The following is a 16,037-nucleotide window of genomic DNA, read 5'->3' as shown; positions in this document are numbered from 1 at the left end:
GCCGGCTTTTGTTATTCGATCGTATCTTTTTTATCCCATTGAACGGTGATAAAAACTTTGTTTCTTTTCATTGATTCTAAAGCTTCTGTTGTACATTTTTTTTGTAGCTGAACTTGTTCAGCAAGGAAGCCTGCTTCTAGGCTGAACGTTTGATGAGTGAAGTTTTCCATTCGCTGCATGATCAGTTGAGAGTTTAAAGAGAAATTCATCTCTGTTTTTGAAGCTTCAATCATCTCAAGAGTGCCCCAGCCAGCTTCAACAAAAAAAGCGTGAACTTCTTCCATCGTATGTAAAGGATATTTTCTAGCCAAGTGTCTTCCTGCCCAATAGAGAATATTTCGTTCTTGTTTGCCAAGAAGTTCAGGCAATAAGTCGCTTCGTAGGATCTCATACCCAAAAGCTGAAACAGAAAGCTGTTCTACAGGGGTGTTTTCATCCTTTGTCTTTTGTTTAAACATTCTGCATCCCTTCTTTCTCATTTTTATTATAACGGGAAAGCGGTTTAAACTCTATAGCAACTATCAGTATTTGTCGAAAATCTTAAAGCTTTAAAAGCGTTGGTGTATCAAGAAAATTTACGTATTTAGTTGTTAGCGTTTTCTTGACGGTGTCAAACGATGGGAGTAAAATGGACATGTTGCTAGTTAATTAAGCTAATTGTTTAACACTCATCCTCTAAAAGAGGAAACTTAAAACGCTTACATGTGGAGAGGAACAAAGATTAGCAGCCAGAGAGAGGCTAAATTTGAAGGGGGCAAGAGAATGGCTGGCAGTAGAGATTTTATTAACAGAAGAATTCATTCATTATTAGGAGTAATTCCGATCGGGATTTTTCTCGTGCAGCATTTAGTTGTGAACCATTTTGCGACGAGGGATGCTGAAGCATTTAACAAAGCAGCACATTTTATGGAAAGTTTACCGTTTCGTATTTTCCTAGAAACGTTTGTGATCTACTTACCAATTTTGTTTCATGCCGTGTATGGACTTTACATTACGTTTCAAGCGAAAAACAATGTTACCCGCTACGGCTATTTCCGCAACATGATGTTCCTCGTTCAGCGTGTAACAGGCGTTATCACATTAGTATTTATCGCTTGGCACGTTTGGGAAACACGTGTACAAGCTGCGTTCGGACAAGAAGTAAACTTTGATATGATGGCAGACATCTTAAGCTCTCCATTCATGGTTGCCTTCTATCTTGTAGGTGTTTTATCAGCAGTATTCCATTTTGCTAACGGATTATGGTCGTTCTTTGTCAGCTGGGGCCTTACAGTTTCGCCTCGTTCACAAAAAATTTCAACATACGTAACAATGGGTGTATTTGTTGCACTTGCAATTGTTAGCGTAAGAACAATCTTTGCATTTATTTAAAAGGGGTGAGACAAATTGAGTAATCAGAAAATTATTGTTGTTGGCGGAGGTCTCGCCGGTTTAATGGCTACAATCAAAGCAGCTGAGGCTGGTGTAAATGTTGACCTCTTTTCAGTTGTTCCAGTAAAACGTTCGCATTCTGTTTGTGCTCAAGGTGGCATAAACGGTGCTGTAAATACAAAAGGTGAAGGGGATTCACCATGGGAGCATTTTGATGACTCTGTATACGGTGGAGACTTTTTAGCAAACCAACCTCCTGTAAAAGCGATGTGTGACGCAGCGCCTGGAATCATCCATCTAATGGACCGCATGGGTGTAATGTTTAACAGAACGCCTGAAGGTTTACTTGACTTCCGTCGTTTCGGAGGAACACAGCATCATCGTACTGCGTTTGCCGGTGCAACAACAGGTCAGCAATTATTGTACGCACTAGATGAGCAAGTTCGCCGCCACGAGGTAGCAGGTCTTGTCACGAAATATGAAGGATGGGAATTCTTATCTGCCATTATTGATGACGAAGGGCAATGTCGTGGAATCACCGCACAAAACTTGAAAACGATGGAGATCGTAAGTTTCCCTGCGGATGCCGTTATTATGGCGACTGGCGGCCCTGGTATCATTTTCGGGAAATCTACGAACTCTGTTATTAATACAGGTGGAGCAGCATCAGCTCTTTATCAGCAAGGTGTTTATTATGCGAACGGTGAGTTCATTCAAATTCACCCGACGGCCATCCCTGGAGATGACAAGCTTCGATTGATGAGTGAATCAGCACGTGGTGAAGGTGGACGTGTTTGGACATATAAAGACGGAAAGCCTTGGTATTTCCTAGAAGAGAAGTATCCAGCTTACGGAAACCTTGTTCCTCGTGACATCGCTACACGTGAGATCTTCCACGTGTGTGTTGATCTGAAGCTAGGAATAAATGGTGAGAACATGGTATACCTTGATCTTTCACACAAAGATCCTAAAGAACTTGATATCAAGCTTGGTGGAATCATTGAGATCTATGAGAAGTTCATGGGTGATGATCCTCGTAAAGTACCAATGAAGATCTTCCCTGCGGTTCACTATTCTATGGGTGGAATGTGGGTTGATTATGATCAGATGACGAACATTCCAGGTCTTTTTGCAGCTGGTGAATGTGAGTATCAGTATCATGGTGCTAATAGATTAGGAGCTAACTCGCTGCTTTCAGCTATTTTTGGCGGTATGGAAGCTGGCCCGTCAGCTGTTAGATATATTCGAGGATTAGAAAAAACTGTTGAAGATGTACCTTCTACTGTGTTTGATAACCAAGTGAAAAAAGATCAAGAAGTATACAACAACATTCTTTCTATGGATGGAACTGAGAATGCTTATGTGATCCATAAAGAACTTGGAGAATGGATGACAGATAACGTAACCGTTGTTAGATACAACGATAAATTAAAACAAACGGATGAAAAGATCCAAGAATTGATGCAGCGTTACAAAAACATCAATATTAACGATACATCTAAATGGAGCAATCAAGGTGCATCCTTTACGCGTCAGCTATGGCACATGCTTCAACTGGCTCGTGTAATTACGCTAGGTGCACTTAACCGTGATGAAAGCCGTGGAGCACATTACAAACCAGACTTCCCTGAACGTAATGATGAACAATGGTTAAAAACAACAAAAGCGAAATTCAATCCAACAACGAACGGACCAGAATTTGAGTATGAAGAAGTAGATGTTTCGCTTATCCAGCCACGTAAACGTGACTATTCTAAGAAGAAGGCAGGGGTGTAAGCATGAGCACAAAAATGGTGAAATTCGTCATCTCAAGACAGGATAACCCAGAGACTGCCCCATATTTAGAAGAGTTTGAGATTCCTCATCGTCCAAATATGAACGTAATATCTGCTCTTATGGAAATTCGTAGAAACCCTGTTAACGCAAAAGGGGAAGCTACGACTCCCGTTACTTGGGAGATGGGTTGTTTAGAAGAAGTTTGTGGTGCATGTTCAATGGTAATCAACGGAAAGCCAAGACAATCTTGTACGGCTCTTGTTGATCAATTGGAACAGCCGATTCGTCTTGAACCAATGAAAACATTCCCGGTTGTCCGTGATTTGGCGATCGATAGAAGTAGAATGTTTGATGCACTTAAACGAGTTAAAGCTTGGATTCCAATCGATGGTACGTACGATCTTGGACCAGGTCCTCGTATGCCTGAAACAAAGCGTCAATGGGCATATGAACTTTCGAAATGTATGACATGCGGTGTTTGTTTAGAAGCATGTCCGAACGTAAATACAAATTCCGACTTTATCGGACCAGCACCTTTATCGCAAGTTCGTCTGTTTAATGCTCATCCAACCGGTGAGATGAACAAGGAAGAACGTTTGAACGCGATCATGGATGACGGAGGGCTTGCAGAGTGTGGCAACTCTCAAAACTGTGTGCAGTCTTGTCCTAAAGGTATTCCTTTAACCACATCAATTGCTGCACTTAACCGTGATACAAGCTTCCAAGCATTTAAGAACTTCTTTGGCAGTGATCGTTAAAGAATCATACAGAGCTTCTCTCATCAGGGAGAAGCTTTTTTAAAACCTAATAACTGAATAGCGATTCATAAAATATCTGTATAAGAAAGGCGGTAAAGAAATTGGCGAGACAAGATTACATATCAAATATGGATGATTGGCAGAAGGGCTTTTCTTTTTATCACGAATTGCAAGTACGTTTTGGTGAGATTGACGGATTTGGCCACGTGAACAATACGAATATCTTTACTTATATGGAAGAATCACGAATCGCGATGTTTAAGGAACTGGGTTTGATGACTGACTGGGGTGCTCCTGATTCAGAAGAGATTCCGGTTGTGGCAGACCTTCAATGTGACTATTTGGCTCAGATCATGTACGATGAAAAATTAAAAGTGTATGTGAAAATAAATGAAGTAGGCTCATCTTCAATCGACATACACTATTTAGGCATAAACGAGAAGAAGATTACTGTATTTACAGGAAGAGGTGCTATCGTTCAGATTTCTAGACGAAATGGACGTCCTGTAAAGTGGGATGAAGAGCTAAAAAACCAACTAAATAGTTTTTCTAAAGGGGCCCATGTATGAAAATGGGCTTTTTTTTATGGTTTATCCGTCATATTCTTCATACTTTTTAAATGAACCAAGTCACTCCCATCTGATTCTTTACATACTATATGTTGACTAAATACTTCCAATATTCGTTGGCGGTTCCTAAACCCTAGCAAGGAGGGGTGAATTCATTGAAAGATAAACACTACCGACCGAAGCCTCTACTTACAAAAAGAGAGAGAGAAGTTTTCGAACTACTAGTTCAAGATAAGACCACAAAAGAAATTGCGGAACAATTATTCATTAGTGAGAAAACAGTTCGTAACCATATTTCAAATACCATGCAAAAGCTTGGGGTTAAAGGACGCTCTCAAGCCGTTGTAGAGTTATTGAGGCTTGGAGAACTCGAGATTTAGTCAGAAAGCGGCTTTCATTCTGAAAGCCGTTTTCAGTTTGGTTTTGTTCCAGGTAAAAAGTGTAATTGATTTTTCTAACCTTTTTCCGCTATGATGAAGTTTATGATGTTAGTGGTTTATGGACCTAAATGAAAAAGGTGAAAAAATTCATGAACAAAAGCCTGCAAGTGAAAAAAGTTCTTAATAATAATGTGGTTATTGCTATTGATTCCTCCCGTGAAGAAAGAATTGTAATTGGCAAAGGAATCGGCTTCGGTAAGAAACCTGGTGAAGAGATCTTTCCTAAGCAAGTGGACAAGTTATTCGTCTTGAAAGATGAAAACGAACAAGAACAATATAAAACCTTACTAGACTCAATAGATGAAAAGATTGTAGAATTGATCAATGATGTAATTGTTCACATTCGGACTCGTTTTGAGAATGAGTTAAACGAACATATACATGTCGCGTTAACCGACCATATTACATTTGCGATCAAACGATTAGAACAGAGTATGGATATCAAAAATCCATTTCTAACGGAAACACAAACTCTATATCCAAAAGAATATACGGTGGCTGAAGAGGCGATCGAAATCATCAATAAGTCGCTGGGCATTCACCTTCCTGAAGGTGAGATTGGTTTTGTGGCATTACATATTCATAGCGCCATAACCAATAAAAGTGTAACTGATATAAAGAAGCATTCAGAGCTCATCAACACTTTAATGCAGATGATCCAACATTCGCTAGACCTATCTATTGATACGAAAAGCATCAATTATTTACGTCTTGTGCGTCATTTAAGGCATGCGATAGAACGTATCTCTATGGGTGATATCATGGAGGAACAAGAAAAGTTAGCAAAAGTGTTGAAAGAAGAATATCCTTTATGCTACAATTTGGCGTGGAAGTTGATTAAGGTTATGCAAAATACCTTACAAAAACCCGTGCCGCATGCAGAAGCCGTATATTTGACGATGCATTTGCAAAGGCTTTCGCGTTATGACAATGAAGACAAATGATAACAGAATATAGAACAACTCGTTTTTACGTGTTACTGATTCGATCAGGCATAAGTAAGAAACAAAAGTGTAGCAGATGCCTAATTAGGATATATTAATTCTGATTAGGGATTTACTCATGTTTCTTATTTATGTCTTTTTTTGTTTGATGCGGAAGTAAATGGAAGGGTTATCATAATAATAAGGAGGACTTCCTATGTGGAAAAAACTTTTTGGTGTTCTTCAACGCGTGGGTAAAGCGCTTATGCTGCCAGTTGCGATCTTGCCAGCTGCAGGTCTGTTGCTTGCCTTTGGTAATGCGTTCAAAAACCCAGCGTTGATTGACAGAATACCTGCATTAGATGCAGCATGGTTCCAGCTTGTTGCAGACGTAATGGAAAAATCGGGAGACATTGTTTTTGCCAATTTATCGTTACTGTTTGCTGTAGGTGTTGCCGTAGGTCTAGCAGGCGGTGAAGGCGTAGCAGGATTAGCTGCTATTATCGGTTACTTGATCATGAACGTAACCATGAGCGTTATTGAAGGTGTAACGCCTGATATGATCGGAAAAGATCCTTCTTTTGCGAACGTACTAGGTATTCCAACACTTCAGACTGGAGTGTTTGGAGGTATCATCGTCGGTATCCTAGCCTCCTATCTTTATAAGAGGTTCTATAACATTGAACTTCCTCAATACTTAGGGTTCTTTGCCGGAAAACGATTTGTCCCGATTGTTACTGCAGTCTCTGCTTTAGCTCTTGGTATTGTTATGACGTTCATCTGGCCACCTGTTCAGCATGGACTTAATACGTTCTCTGAAAGCATGATTAATTCGAACTTGACGGTTGCAGCATTTATCTTTGGAGTGATCGAACGTTCATTGATTCCTTTTGGACTTCATCACATCTTCTACTCGCCGTTCTGGTTTGAGTTTGGCTCTTATAAATCTGCAGCAGAAGGACTTGTTCGTGGTGACCAAGCCATCTTCTTTGCACAATTAAAAGATAACGTTGAATTAACAGCAGGTACATTTATGACTGGTAAGTTCCCGTTCATGATGTTCGGACTGCCAGCTGCAGCATTGGCTATGTATCACGAAGCACGACCTGAACAAAAGAAAATAGTAGCGGGTATCATGGGTTCTGCTGCGTTGACTTCTTTCTTAACAGGAATCACAGAACCACTTGAGTTCACATTCTTATTTGTTGCTCCAGTATTATTTGGAATTCATGCTATTTTCGCAGGTCTTTCTTTTATGGTTATGCACTTGTTAAATGTTAAAATAGGTATGACTTTCTCTGGTGGTGTAATCGACTACTTATTGTTCGGAGTACTTCCTAACCGTACAGACTGGTGGCTAGTAATTCCTGTAGGTCTCGTATTTGCAGTGATCTATTACTTTGGTTTCCGTTTTGCGATTCGTAAATGGAACCTTAAGACACCAGGACGAGAAATCGTGGATGATGAAGTTGAAACAAATGTTGGACCGTCCAATAAAGATTCACTAGCAGCGAATATTTTAGAGGGATTAGGCGGAGAGTCCAATATATCTAACCTTGACGCTTGTATCACTCGATTAAGAGTTTCTGTAAATGATCCTAAGGAAGTGGACAAGGATCGATTGAAAAAACTTGGAGCATCTGGAGTTCTTGAAATGGGTAATAACATTCAAGCGATCTTTGGAACTCGATCAGATACGATCAAGAGTGAAATTCAAGATATTATCAGTGGTAAGACAGTCGCTAAACCGAAGAATTCAGAGAAAACTCCTGAACAAGGAAAAGTTGTGGAAACAAACAATGAAGGTGTTACACCAACTTCATCCATTTCTACAGATGATGATCGTTTTGTTTCTCCGATTAAAGGGAAAATACTTCCGATCACCGAAGTTCCTGACCAAGTTTTCTCAGGGAAAATGATGGGTGATGGATTTGCCATCGAACCAGCAGAAGGCTTGGTGGTTTCACCTGTTAATGGTAAGATAATGAATATCTTCCCGACAAAACATGCCATCGGTATTGAGTCAGATTCAGGCAAAGAAATTCTGATCCACTTTGGTATCGATACAGTGAAACTGAAAGGTGAAGGTTTTGAGAGCTATGTGTCTGAGGGCGACAGAGTTAAGATCGGTCAAAAGATCTTAAAGGTTGACCTGAACTTTGTTAAGGAAAATGCACCATCCGTAATCACACCGATTGTTTTTACGAATCTATCGGATGAAACAGTTTCCGTCGAAAAAACAGGAACTGTGGCTATAGAGGAAGAAAATATTATTACATTCAAAAAATAAAGGGGTAATTATCATGGCAGAAAAAACATTCAAAGTAACTAGCGAATCAGGAATTCACGCACGTCCAGCAACAACTTTAGTTAACCAAGCAGGTCAGTTCAGCTCAGATATTACACTTGATTACAACGGAAAAAGCGTTAACTTAAAATCAATCATGGGCGTAATGAGCCTTGGAATCCAACAAGGATCTTCAATCGTGATCAAAGCAGAAGGTTCAGATGCAGATGAAGCAATCGCAGCATTAGAAAACGTAATGAAAAAGGAAGGGCTTGGTGAGTAATGTCTGAAAAAATTTCAGGTATTGCAGCATCAGCCGGCATCGCAATCGCAAAAGCATTTGTTCTTCAAAACCCTGAATTAACGATCGAAAGAAAAACGATCTCCGATTCAGTGAGTGAGATCGAGCGTTTTGAAGCAGCGCTAAACGTTTCTAAAGAGGAACTTTCTGTAATTAAAGAAAAAGCGAACAAAGAGTTAGGTGAAGATAAGGCAGCGATTTTTGCTGCCCATCTTCTTGTTTTGAGCGATCCAGAACTAGTTGATGCTGTAAAACAAAAGATTGAGAATGAAAAGGTTAATGCAGAAGCTGCGATGGACGATGTTTCATCCATGTTCATCAATATGTTTGAATCCATGGATAACGAATACATGAAAGAGCGTGCGGCGGATATTCGTGACGTATCAAAACGAGTTTTAGCACACTTGTTAAATGTGACGTTTACTACACCTGCAAGCATCACAGAAGAAGTTGTCATCTTAGCAGAAGATTTAACTCCTTCAGACACGGCTCAATTAAACCGTAATTTTGTTAAAGGATTTGCAACTGACATTGGAGGGAGAACTTCTCACTCAGCAATCATGTCACGTTCAATGGAGATTCCTGCAGTAGTAGGAACTAAAACAATTACGGAAAACGTTGAGAACGGTGTAATGGTAATCATCGACGGTCTGGATGGACACGTAATCGTGAATCCTACTGAAGATGAAATCGCGACGTATGAAGAAAAACAAAAACAATATCAAAAGCAAAAAGCGGAATGGGCAAAGCTAGTGAATGAAAAAACATTCTCAAGCGACTCTGTTCAAGTTGAGCTTGCAGCTAATATTGGAACACCAGCAGACGTAAAAGGTGTTCTAGAGAACGGTGCAGAAGGCGTTGGTTTATACCGTACAGAGTTCCTTTACATGGGCCGTGACCAACTTCCAACTGAAGAAGAGCAGTTCAAGGCATACAGTGAAGTGCTTCAAAAGATGGAAGGTAAACCAGTAGTCATCCGTACACTTGATATCGGTGGAGATAAAGAGCTTCCTTATTTAAATCTTCCGAAAGAGTTAAATCCTTTCTTAGGATTCCGTGCGATACGTCTTTGCTTAGAAGAGCAAGAAATTTTCCGTACACAACTTAGAGCACTTCTTCGGGCTAGCCAATATGGGAACTTGAAGATTATGTTCCCTATGATTGCAACACTTGGAGAATTCCGTGCTGCTAAAGGTATTCTGTTAGAGGAAAAAGAAAAGCTCGCTTCAGAAGGTATAGAAGTATCCGAATCCATTGAAGTGGGTATCATGGTGGAAATTCCATCAACAGCCGTAATGGCAGATACTTTTGCTAAAGAAGTTGATTTCTTCAGCATTGGTACTAACGATCTGATTCAATATACGATGGCTGCTGATCGTATGAACGAACAAGTTTCTTACTTGTATCAGCCATACAATCCAGCGATTTTAAGATTAGTAAAAATGGTTATTGATGCAGCTCATAAAGAAGGTAAATGGGCTGGTATGTGTGGAGAGATGGCAGGCGATCCGATCGCAATTCCAATTCTTCTTGGACTTGGACTCGATGAATTCTCAATGAGTGCTACATCTGTACTTCCTGCTCGTAGTCAGATTCTCGGTCTGTCTAAAGAAAAGATCAGTGCACACATGGATGAAATTCTACAAATGGAAACAATGGAAGACGTTGTAAAGTTTGCAGAAGAAAATTTCTAAAGTAGAAAAAAGACTATGGGGAAATTTCCATAGTCTTTTTCTATAGATGTTGAGTAAATATGGTTGGACACGGGAGTGGTTGATTTCCGCTCAGGTTACTCGCTTTCCATGGGGCGTGCGGTGAGCCTCATAGCGCTTTGCGCCATTAGGAGTCTCCACCTGACCGCTCGTCCCATTGGAGTCGGCAACCTTACGCTCCAATCAACTTGCAATGAGGAAAACCACAAGCTATAACCTAAACAGAATTTCATAGATGTTTTTTAAAATTTCTCCGCAACTAAGAAATATAGCTAATAGAAGACCGAACAAACTTTAAAACATTCCATTAACGAATGGTATTGCAATTTCATAAAAATATTAGCAGAATAGAAAACAGTGATTTAACGCCAGTACGTATATAGAGATGAGGCGATGTTTTTTGAATAGACCCATTGGAGTCATTGATTCAGGAGTGGGAGGTTTAACGGTAGCAAGAGAGATCATGAAGCAGCTGCCGAAAGAAGAGATTATCTACTTAGGAGACACGAAAAGGTGTCCGTATGGTCCGAGGCCATTTGAAGAGGTTAGGACTTATACGTGGGAAATGATTGACTTTCTTTTAGAACAGGAGATTAAGATGCTCGTTATCGCCTGCAATACAGCTACTGCAGCAGTATTAGAAGAAGCGAAGAGAAAGTTAGACATTCCGGTCTTAGGAGTTATCCATCCTGGTGCCCGTTCAGCTTTAAAGGCGACGAAAAATAATCACGTCGGTGTAATCGGAACAGTTGGAACGATTAATAGTGGTGCTTATAAACAGGCTCTAACTCAGATTCGTAACGATGTGATCGTAGAAAGTTTAGCATGTCCATTGTTCGTTCCACTCGTTGAACAAGGAAAGTTATCAGGTGAAGAGACATTAAGCGCAGTTTCGGAAACGTTATATCCGCTTAAGGATCTTTCCATCGATACGTTGATTTTGGGATGTACGCATTACCCGCTGTTAAGACCTGTCATACAGCAAGTGATGGGTGAACATATCACGTTGATCTGTTCGGGTGCAGAAACTGCACGTGAAGTTTCTGTCATCTTAGACCATAGCGGACTTTTAAATACAATAGATGCTAAACCGTTACATCGATTTTTAGCTACAGCAGAGAGCGGTCATTTCCTGCAGATCGCTAACCATTGGCTAAACCGCAAGATCGAAAAGGTAGAATGTATTAAGTTGTCACAATGATAATATTGATGTGTAAAGAGTAGAATTCATTTAGGGATTCTGCTCTTTTCTATTTTGGTCACAAAAGCAATAGTTCTCTTGAAAAGAGCCTAACTTTACGACCGACCGAACTATTTTAAAAACAATACTATCAAGGCATACGTGATGGTACCTAGCTACTCCAGCTATGCTAGGAGTCAAAGGAACACTTAGTACTGTAACGATCATCTAAAGCTTTGAGATTAACTGCTTTCAACTGCATCGAAGTTTAAAAAAGCCAGTCTCTTTTATTTTTGTACAAGTGGTCTAACGAGAGAGGATAGCTCGTATACATAGTAGTACAAACCACTTGAGGAGGGAACGTATGCGCAAAATGATGAAGTCAGGAGCACCGCTTATCATATTATCAGCTTCATTGCTGGTATCAGGTTGCGGATTATGGGGAGAGAAAGCAGGAAATGAGCTTGATCCCCCTAAAGTGAACTACGTGAAAGAAGGTCAGTCGCTCGATAAGAAAGATAAAGCAGCAAGTGCAGAGCAGACGAATAAGCGGCAGTTGTTTTTATTCGACAGCAATGGGATGGTTGTTCCGCAAGTTCTGGCTCTTCCAAAGAACGACGAAACTGCTAAACAAGTACTGCAGTATCTTGTAAAAGATGGGCCAGTAAGTAATTTGCTTCCTAACGGTTTTCAAGCTGTTCTGCCAGCAGATACAGAAGTTTTATCGGTAAATATCAAAAAGGGAACAGCTACAGCCAATTTTTCAAAAGAATTTACGGAGTATAACGCAGCGGATGAAATGAAGATTCTGCAAGCTATTACATTTACACTTACTCAGTTTGACAACATAAAGAAAGTTAAAATTCAGATCGCAGGAAAGAACCAAAATTCAATGCCTGTTAACAATACACCAGTTGGTGACGGTGTGAGTCGCGTTGACGGAATAAATCTCGAAAATGGCAGTGTGGCAGATATCACGAATAGCGAACTCGTAACGCTCTATTTCTTGGCACAGACACAGGACCAAACGTATTATGTACCTGTAACGCGCCGAGTTGCAAAAGAGGGGACAGATAAAGTAACAGCAACGATCGAACACCTAATTGATGGCCCTTCTGCTGAGAGCAGCCTTCTTACAGATTTTAGAACAGATGTGAAACTGTTGAGTACACCTGTCGTCAAAGATGGTGTTGTTACACTGAACTTCAATGGAGCTTTACTGGATAACAAAGAAGAAAGCATGATTGCAGATGAAGTATTAAATTCAATTGTTCTTTCTCTTACAGAATTATCTGAAGTGAAGAAAGTAGCGATTAAAGTGGACGGGAAGTCAAAGATTTTTAATGAAAAAGGGAAAGAGCTCACCGCTCCAGTTTCAAGACCTAAAGAAGTAAATACAGGTGAATTTTAAAATCAAATAGGTTGTGATACAGTAAAGAGGCGAGATATTCGTCTCTTTTTTATTGGCTCTTTTCTAAAGGATTGTTGCTTTTAAATCTTATTGTATTTACTTCTTTGACTGTTGATTGGAGTGGAAGGTGCGTGCCTTCCACCTGAGATACTCCTTGCAATGCATGCGACGAGAAAGCTTACTACGAAGCATCACTTGTAGACGCAGGAGCAAGGAACTTCTTAAGGCGGGCAGTTTGAAAAATGAAAGTGGCTCGTTCAGCCCCGACAAGCAAAAGGTGAATGGGCTAGCAAGGCGTACTTTGCCTTGTGGACCATTTAACTTTTGACCTCGAGGGGCTAGCCACTGTAACTAGGCAGGTAAGACACTTAAATGTGAAACATTCGAATGTGGCTCACCGCCTGCCCCGTGGAAAGCGAGCAGCCTGTAACGGAAATCAACACTTCCAAGAGCAACACAGTTTACGAAAACTGCCTTTTTATTTAATCCATATCTATAAGATGAATTCACATGATTTTCACTAAGTAAAGATCTACTTTTATCACGGAGGAATAAACCACATGAAAATTTTAGTCGCAACGAAAAATAAAGGTAAAGCTAAGGAATTTCAGTCGATGTTAGGAAGTCTTGGGGTTGAGATCCTCTCTTTAAACGATATTGAAGGAAGTCCTGATGTTGAAGAAACAGGCGTTACATTTGAAGAGAATGCAATTTTAAAGGCTGAAACCATTTCTAAACAGATGAATATTCCAGTGATCGCTGATGACTCTGGATTAGAAATTCATGCGTTAGATGGACGACCTGGCGTTTATTCAGCTAGATATGCAGGTATACATAAAAATGATGAAGAGAACATGAACAAAGTCTTAGAAGAACTTCAGGATGTTGAAGATAATGATAGAAACGCTCAATTTGTATGTGCTTTGGCTTTTGCGAGACCTCAAAAAGAAACGCTAGTTGTAAAAGGTGAATGTAAAGGTCAGATCTTAAGACAAAAGAAGGGAACGGAAGGATTCGGGTATGATCCGATTTTCTTTCTTCCTCAGTTAAATCATTCGATGGCAGAGTTAGCGAAAGAAGAAAAAAATAAAATTAGTCATAGAGCTGTAGCTTTAGAAAAACTTAAAAAACTGATCAATGAGGAGGATCTCTTATGGGAAAAGCCTTAATCGTTAGTGATAGTCACGGGTTAACAGATGAGTTAGAAACGTTAAAGAGCCGCTATCAAGATAAAGTAGATCTTATGATTCATTGCGGTGATTCAGAGCTTTCGACTGCATCTAAAGAAATGTCTGGATTTGTAACGGTTAAAGGAAATATGGATTATTTAGGCGATGATTTTCCTAACGAAGCCATAGAGCTGTTGGGAGATACATGTATATATATAACACACGGTCATTTATACGATGTGAAAATGTCTTATCTATCACTAGCTTACAGGGCCGAGGAAACAGGCGCAGCAATTGCTTGTTTCGGGCATTCACATGTAGCTGAGGCCTTTGAGCGTGAGGGAATGATCTTTATCAATCCGGGGAGTATCAGGCTGCCTAGAGGTTCTTTTGAAAAGACGTATGCGTTATTGGAGATTGAAGATAATAGTATATCGGTAAGTTTTTATTCACTCGATGGTATACGCATTGATCAGTTAAGTAGAACATTTGAAAAAAAAACGGTTAGAAAATAAAAAAGTTGAGAAAATGGGTTGACTATAATTTTGATATCATGTATATTTAGTTATGTCGTCGCGACAAGGTCTAAATTGTCTGCGGGTGTAGTTTAGTGGTAAAACAAGAGCCTTCCAAGCTCTGGTCGTGAGTTCGATTCTCATCACCCGCTCCATTTGTTTTTCTCACGTTCAAATGGTCCATGAAAAGTTACATCTGAAGTTAACAGATCTTAAATTAAAATGCATGATAAAAATACATTTGTATCCACAGTCGACGGGTGGAACAAATCACTGTGTGCCCGCAGCGCATGGTAATTGCGGAAAGCGCCATTGCTATGCGAAAGGGGCTCCAATACATATGTCCCAGTAGCTCAGCCGGATAGAGCATACGCCTTCTAAGCGTACGGTCGGGAGTTCGAATCTCTCCTGGGACGCCATAATACTTACATATAACAACTTTTCAACACGCTTGATGTCCTCTATTAAAGGATATCAAGCGTGTTTTTTTAATTCTAATGAAAGCGCTTTAAAAATGTTTACAATGTAACGCGTTAAAGCTTCAAAACCTGATGGTTATGGGAATGAAAGCGTGTACAAAATAACTGAAAAGTCAGAATTCAGTAAAAAATACAAAATTCGTGGTTGATTCTTTAATAAGATGGGCGTAATATTGTCAACAATTATTAAAATATTTTTAAAAAATTCAAATAATTCAAATTGACACGTAAAGGAGGATCACGATGCAGGAGCAATGGGTTTATGTTAATGGTGAGCACGTATTAAAAGATGACGCCAAAGTCTCGGTTTACGATCATGGGTTTTTATATGGAGATGGGGTGTTTGAAGGTATTCGAGTCTATAACGGAAATGTATATCGACTAGATGAACATCTTCAGCGTTTATACGAATCAGCTCAATCCATTATGCTGACAATTCCACACACTAAAGAAGAACTAACAGACATCATCGTTCAAACGCTCCAGAAAAACAAATATCGTGATGCTTATATTCGACTAGTAATTTCACGAGGAAAAGGAAATTTAGGATTGGACCCTTTTACATGCGGCCAACCGGGAGTCATTGTCATTGCAGAACAGCTTGCACTATTTCCTAAAAAACTTTATGAAACAGGTTTAGAGATTATAACAGTAGCAAGCAGAAGGAACCGTCCGGATGTGTTAAGTCCTAAAGTTAAATCGCTAAACTACCTGAACAATATTTTAGTTAAGATCGAGGCTAGCCTTGCAGGAGTAAGTGAAGCATTGATGCTGAACGATCAAGGGTATGTGGCGGAAGGTTCTGCTGATAATGTGTTCATCATCAAAGGGAGTACCATTAAAACGCCTCCAGGATACTTAGGAGCTCTTGAAGGAATTACTCGAAACGCAATTGTTGAGATCGCACGAGCACAAGGATACAACATGGTTGAAGAACCATTCACGAGACATGATGTTTATGTAGCTGATGAAGTATTCTTAACTGGAACTGCAGCTGAAGTTATTGCAGTAGTAAAAGTAGATGGAAGAGTAATCGGAAACGGAGCACCAGGTGAACATACGAACAAACTTTTAAAATCCTTCAGAGAAAAAGTAGTCGAAGAAGGAGTTAAGGTGTATCCGAACCAAGCAGTTCAAGCTGGATAA

Annotated in this window: 15 protein-coding genes and 2 tRNA genes; 16 read left to right on the top strand and 1 reads right to left on the bottom strand. The window is 39.9% G+C overall.

The features are described 5' to 3' along the window. Positions 1-11: 11 nt before the first annotated feature. Entirely contained in the window at positions 12-458 is a 447-nt protein-coding gene (locus tag ACNJYY_RS15115; RefSeq protein ID WP_144698729.1) for a YslB family protein, read from the bottom strand. Positions 459-762: 304 nt separating this feature from the next. On the opposite strand from ACNJYY_RS15115, the gene ACNJYY_RS15110 reads away from it, so the two are divergent. From ACNJYY_RS15110 to ilvE, 16 genes are all read left to right on the top strand, one after another. Beyond that, entirely contained in the window at positions 763-1,371 is a 609-nt protein-coding gene (locus ACNJYY_RS15110; RefSeq protein WP_144698731.1) for a succinate dehydrogenase cytochrome b558 subunit, read from the top strand. Positions 1,372-1,386: 15 nt separating this feature from the next. After that, the gene (gene sdhA, locus ACNJYY_RS15105; protein ID WP_066396656.1) at positions 1,387-3,147 is read left to right on the top strand and encodes a succinate dehydrogenase flavoprotein subunit; all 1,761 of its coding nucleotides are present in this window, start codon (positions 1,387-1,389) and stop codon (positions 3,145-3,147) included. A gap of 2 nt (positions 3,148-3,149) precedes the next feature. Continuing rightward, positions 3,150-3,905, top strand: a complete 756-nt coding sequence (gene sdhB / locus ACNJYY_RS15100; RefSeq protein WP_144698733.1) for a succinate dehydrogenase iron-sulfur subunit — start codon at positions 3,150-3,152, stop codon at positions 3,903-3,905. Positions 3,906-4,006: 101 nt separating this feature from the next. After that, on the top strand, positions 4,007-4,474 hold the full coding sequence (locus ACNJYY_RS15095; protein WP_416729126.1) for an acyl-CoA thioesterase: 468 nt from the start codon (positions 4,007-4,009) through the stop codon (positions 4,472-4,474). A 155-nt stretch (positions 4,475-4,629) separates the two neighbouring features. Then, positions 4,630-4,854 (top strand): helix-turn-helix domain-containing protein, encoded by a 225-nt coding sequence (locus tag ACNJYY_RS15090; RefSeq protein ID WP_066243534.1) that lies wholly within the window; start codon positions 4,630-4,632, stop codon positions 4,852-4,854. A 128-nt stretch (positions 4,855-4,982) separates the two neighbouring features. Further along, positions 4,983-5,858: a glucose PTS transporter transcription antiterminator GlcT gene (glcT, locus tag ACNJYY_RS15085; RefSeq protein ID WP_416729125.1), complete on the top strand. Its 876-nt coding sequence runs from the start codon at positions 4,983-4,985 to the stop codon at positions 5,856-5,858. Between the two features lie 196 nt (positions 5,859-6,054). Then, positions 6,055-8,127, top strand: a complete 2,073-nt coding sequence (gene ptsG / locus ACNJYY_RS15080; protein WP_416729124.1) for a glucose-specific PTS transporter subunit IIBC — start codon at positions 6,055-6,057, stop codon at positions 8,125-8,127. Positions 8,128-8,140: 13 nt separating this feature from the next. Then, a complete protein-coding gene (locus ACNJYY_RS15075) occupies positions 8,141-8,407 on the top strand; it encodes a phosphocarrier protein HPr (protein WP_066396644.1) in 267 nt (88 codons plus the stop codon). Next, positions 8,407-10,119 carry a phosphoenolpyruvate--protein phosphotransferase gene (gene ptsP, locus ACNJYY_RS15070; protein ID WP_416729123.1) on the top strand — a complete coding sequence of 571 codons (1,713 nt, stop codon included), beginning with the start codon at positions 8,407-8,409 and terminating at the stop codon, positions 10,117-10,119. The genes ACNJYY_RS15075 and ptsP overlap by 1 nt, the downstream gene beginning before the upstream one ends. Positions 10,120-10,537: 418 nt before the next feature. After that, complete coding sequence (racE, locus tag ACNJYY_RS15065) at positions 10,538-11,338, top strand: glutamate racemase (protein WP_416729122.1); 801 nt, start codon at positions 10,538-10,540, stop codon at positions 11,336-11,338. Between the two features lie 352 nt (positions 11,339-11,690). Continuing rightward, positions 11,691-12,728: a GerMN domain-containing protein gene (locus ACNJYY_RS15060; RefSeq protein ID WP_137790655.1), complete on the top strand. Its 1,038-nt coding sequence runs from the start codon at positions 11,691-11,693 to the stop codon at positions 12,726-12,728. A 560-nt stretch (positions 12,729-13,288) separates the two neighbouring features. Then, positions 13,289-13,897 carry an XTP/dITP diphosphatase gene (locus ACNJYY_RS15055; RefSeq protein WP_416729121.1) on the top strand — a complete coding sequence of 203 codons (609 nt, stop codon included), beginning with the start codon at positions 13,289-13,291 and terminating at the stop codon, positions 13,895-13,897. Then, positions 13,882-14,412, top strand: coding sequence for a metallophosphoesterase family protein (locus ACNJYY_RS15050; protein ID WP_416729120.1), 531 nt, complete (start codon positions 13,882-13,884; stop codon positions 14,410-14,412). Before ACNJYY_RS15055 ends, ACNJYY_RS15050 begins: the two co-directional genes overlap by 16 nt. An 81-nt stretch (positions 14,413-14,493) precedes the next feature. After that, positions 14,494-14,567: transfer RNA gene (locus ACNJYY_RS15045), tRNA-Gly, on the top strand. A 187-nt stretch (positions 14,568-14,754) separates the two neighbouring features. Then, positions 14,755-14,831 (top strand) — tRNA-Arg (locus tag ACNJYY_RS15040). A 303-nt stretch (positions 14,832-15,134) separates the two neighbouring features. After that, the gene (ilvE, locus tag ACNJYY_RS15035; protein WP_416729119.1) at positions 15,135-16,037 is read left to right on the top strand and encodes a branched-chain-amino-acid transaminase; all 903 of its coding nucleotides are present in this window, start codon (positions 15,135-15,137) and stop codon (positions 16,035-16,037) included.

The organism is Fictibacillus tiangongensis (assembly GCF_048083785.1).
Lineage (GTDB): Bacteria > Bacillota > Bacilli > Bacillales > Fictibacillaceae > Fictibacillus.
Note: the sequence above shows the minus strand (reverse complement) of the source record. Positions and strands in the feature narration are given on the sequence as shown.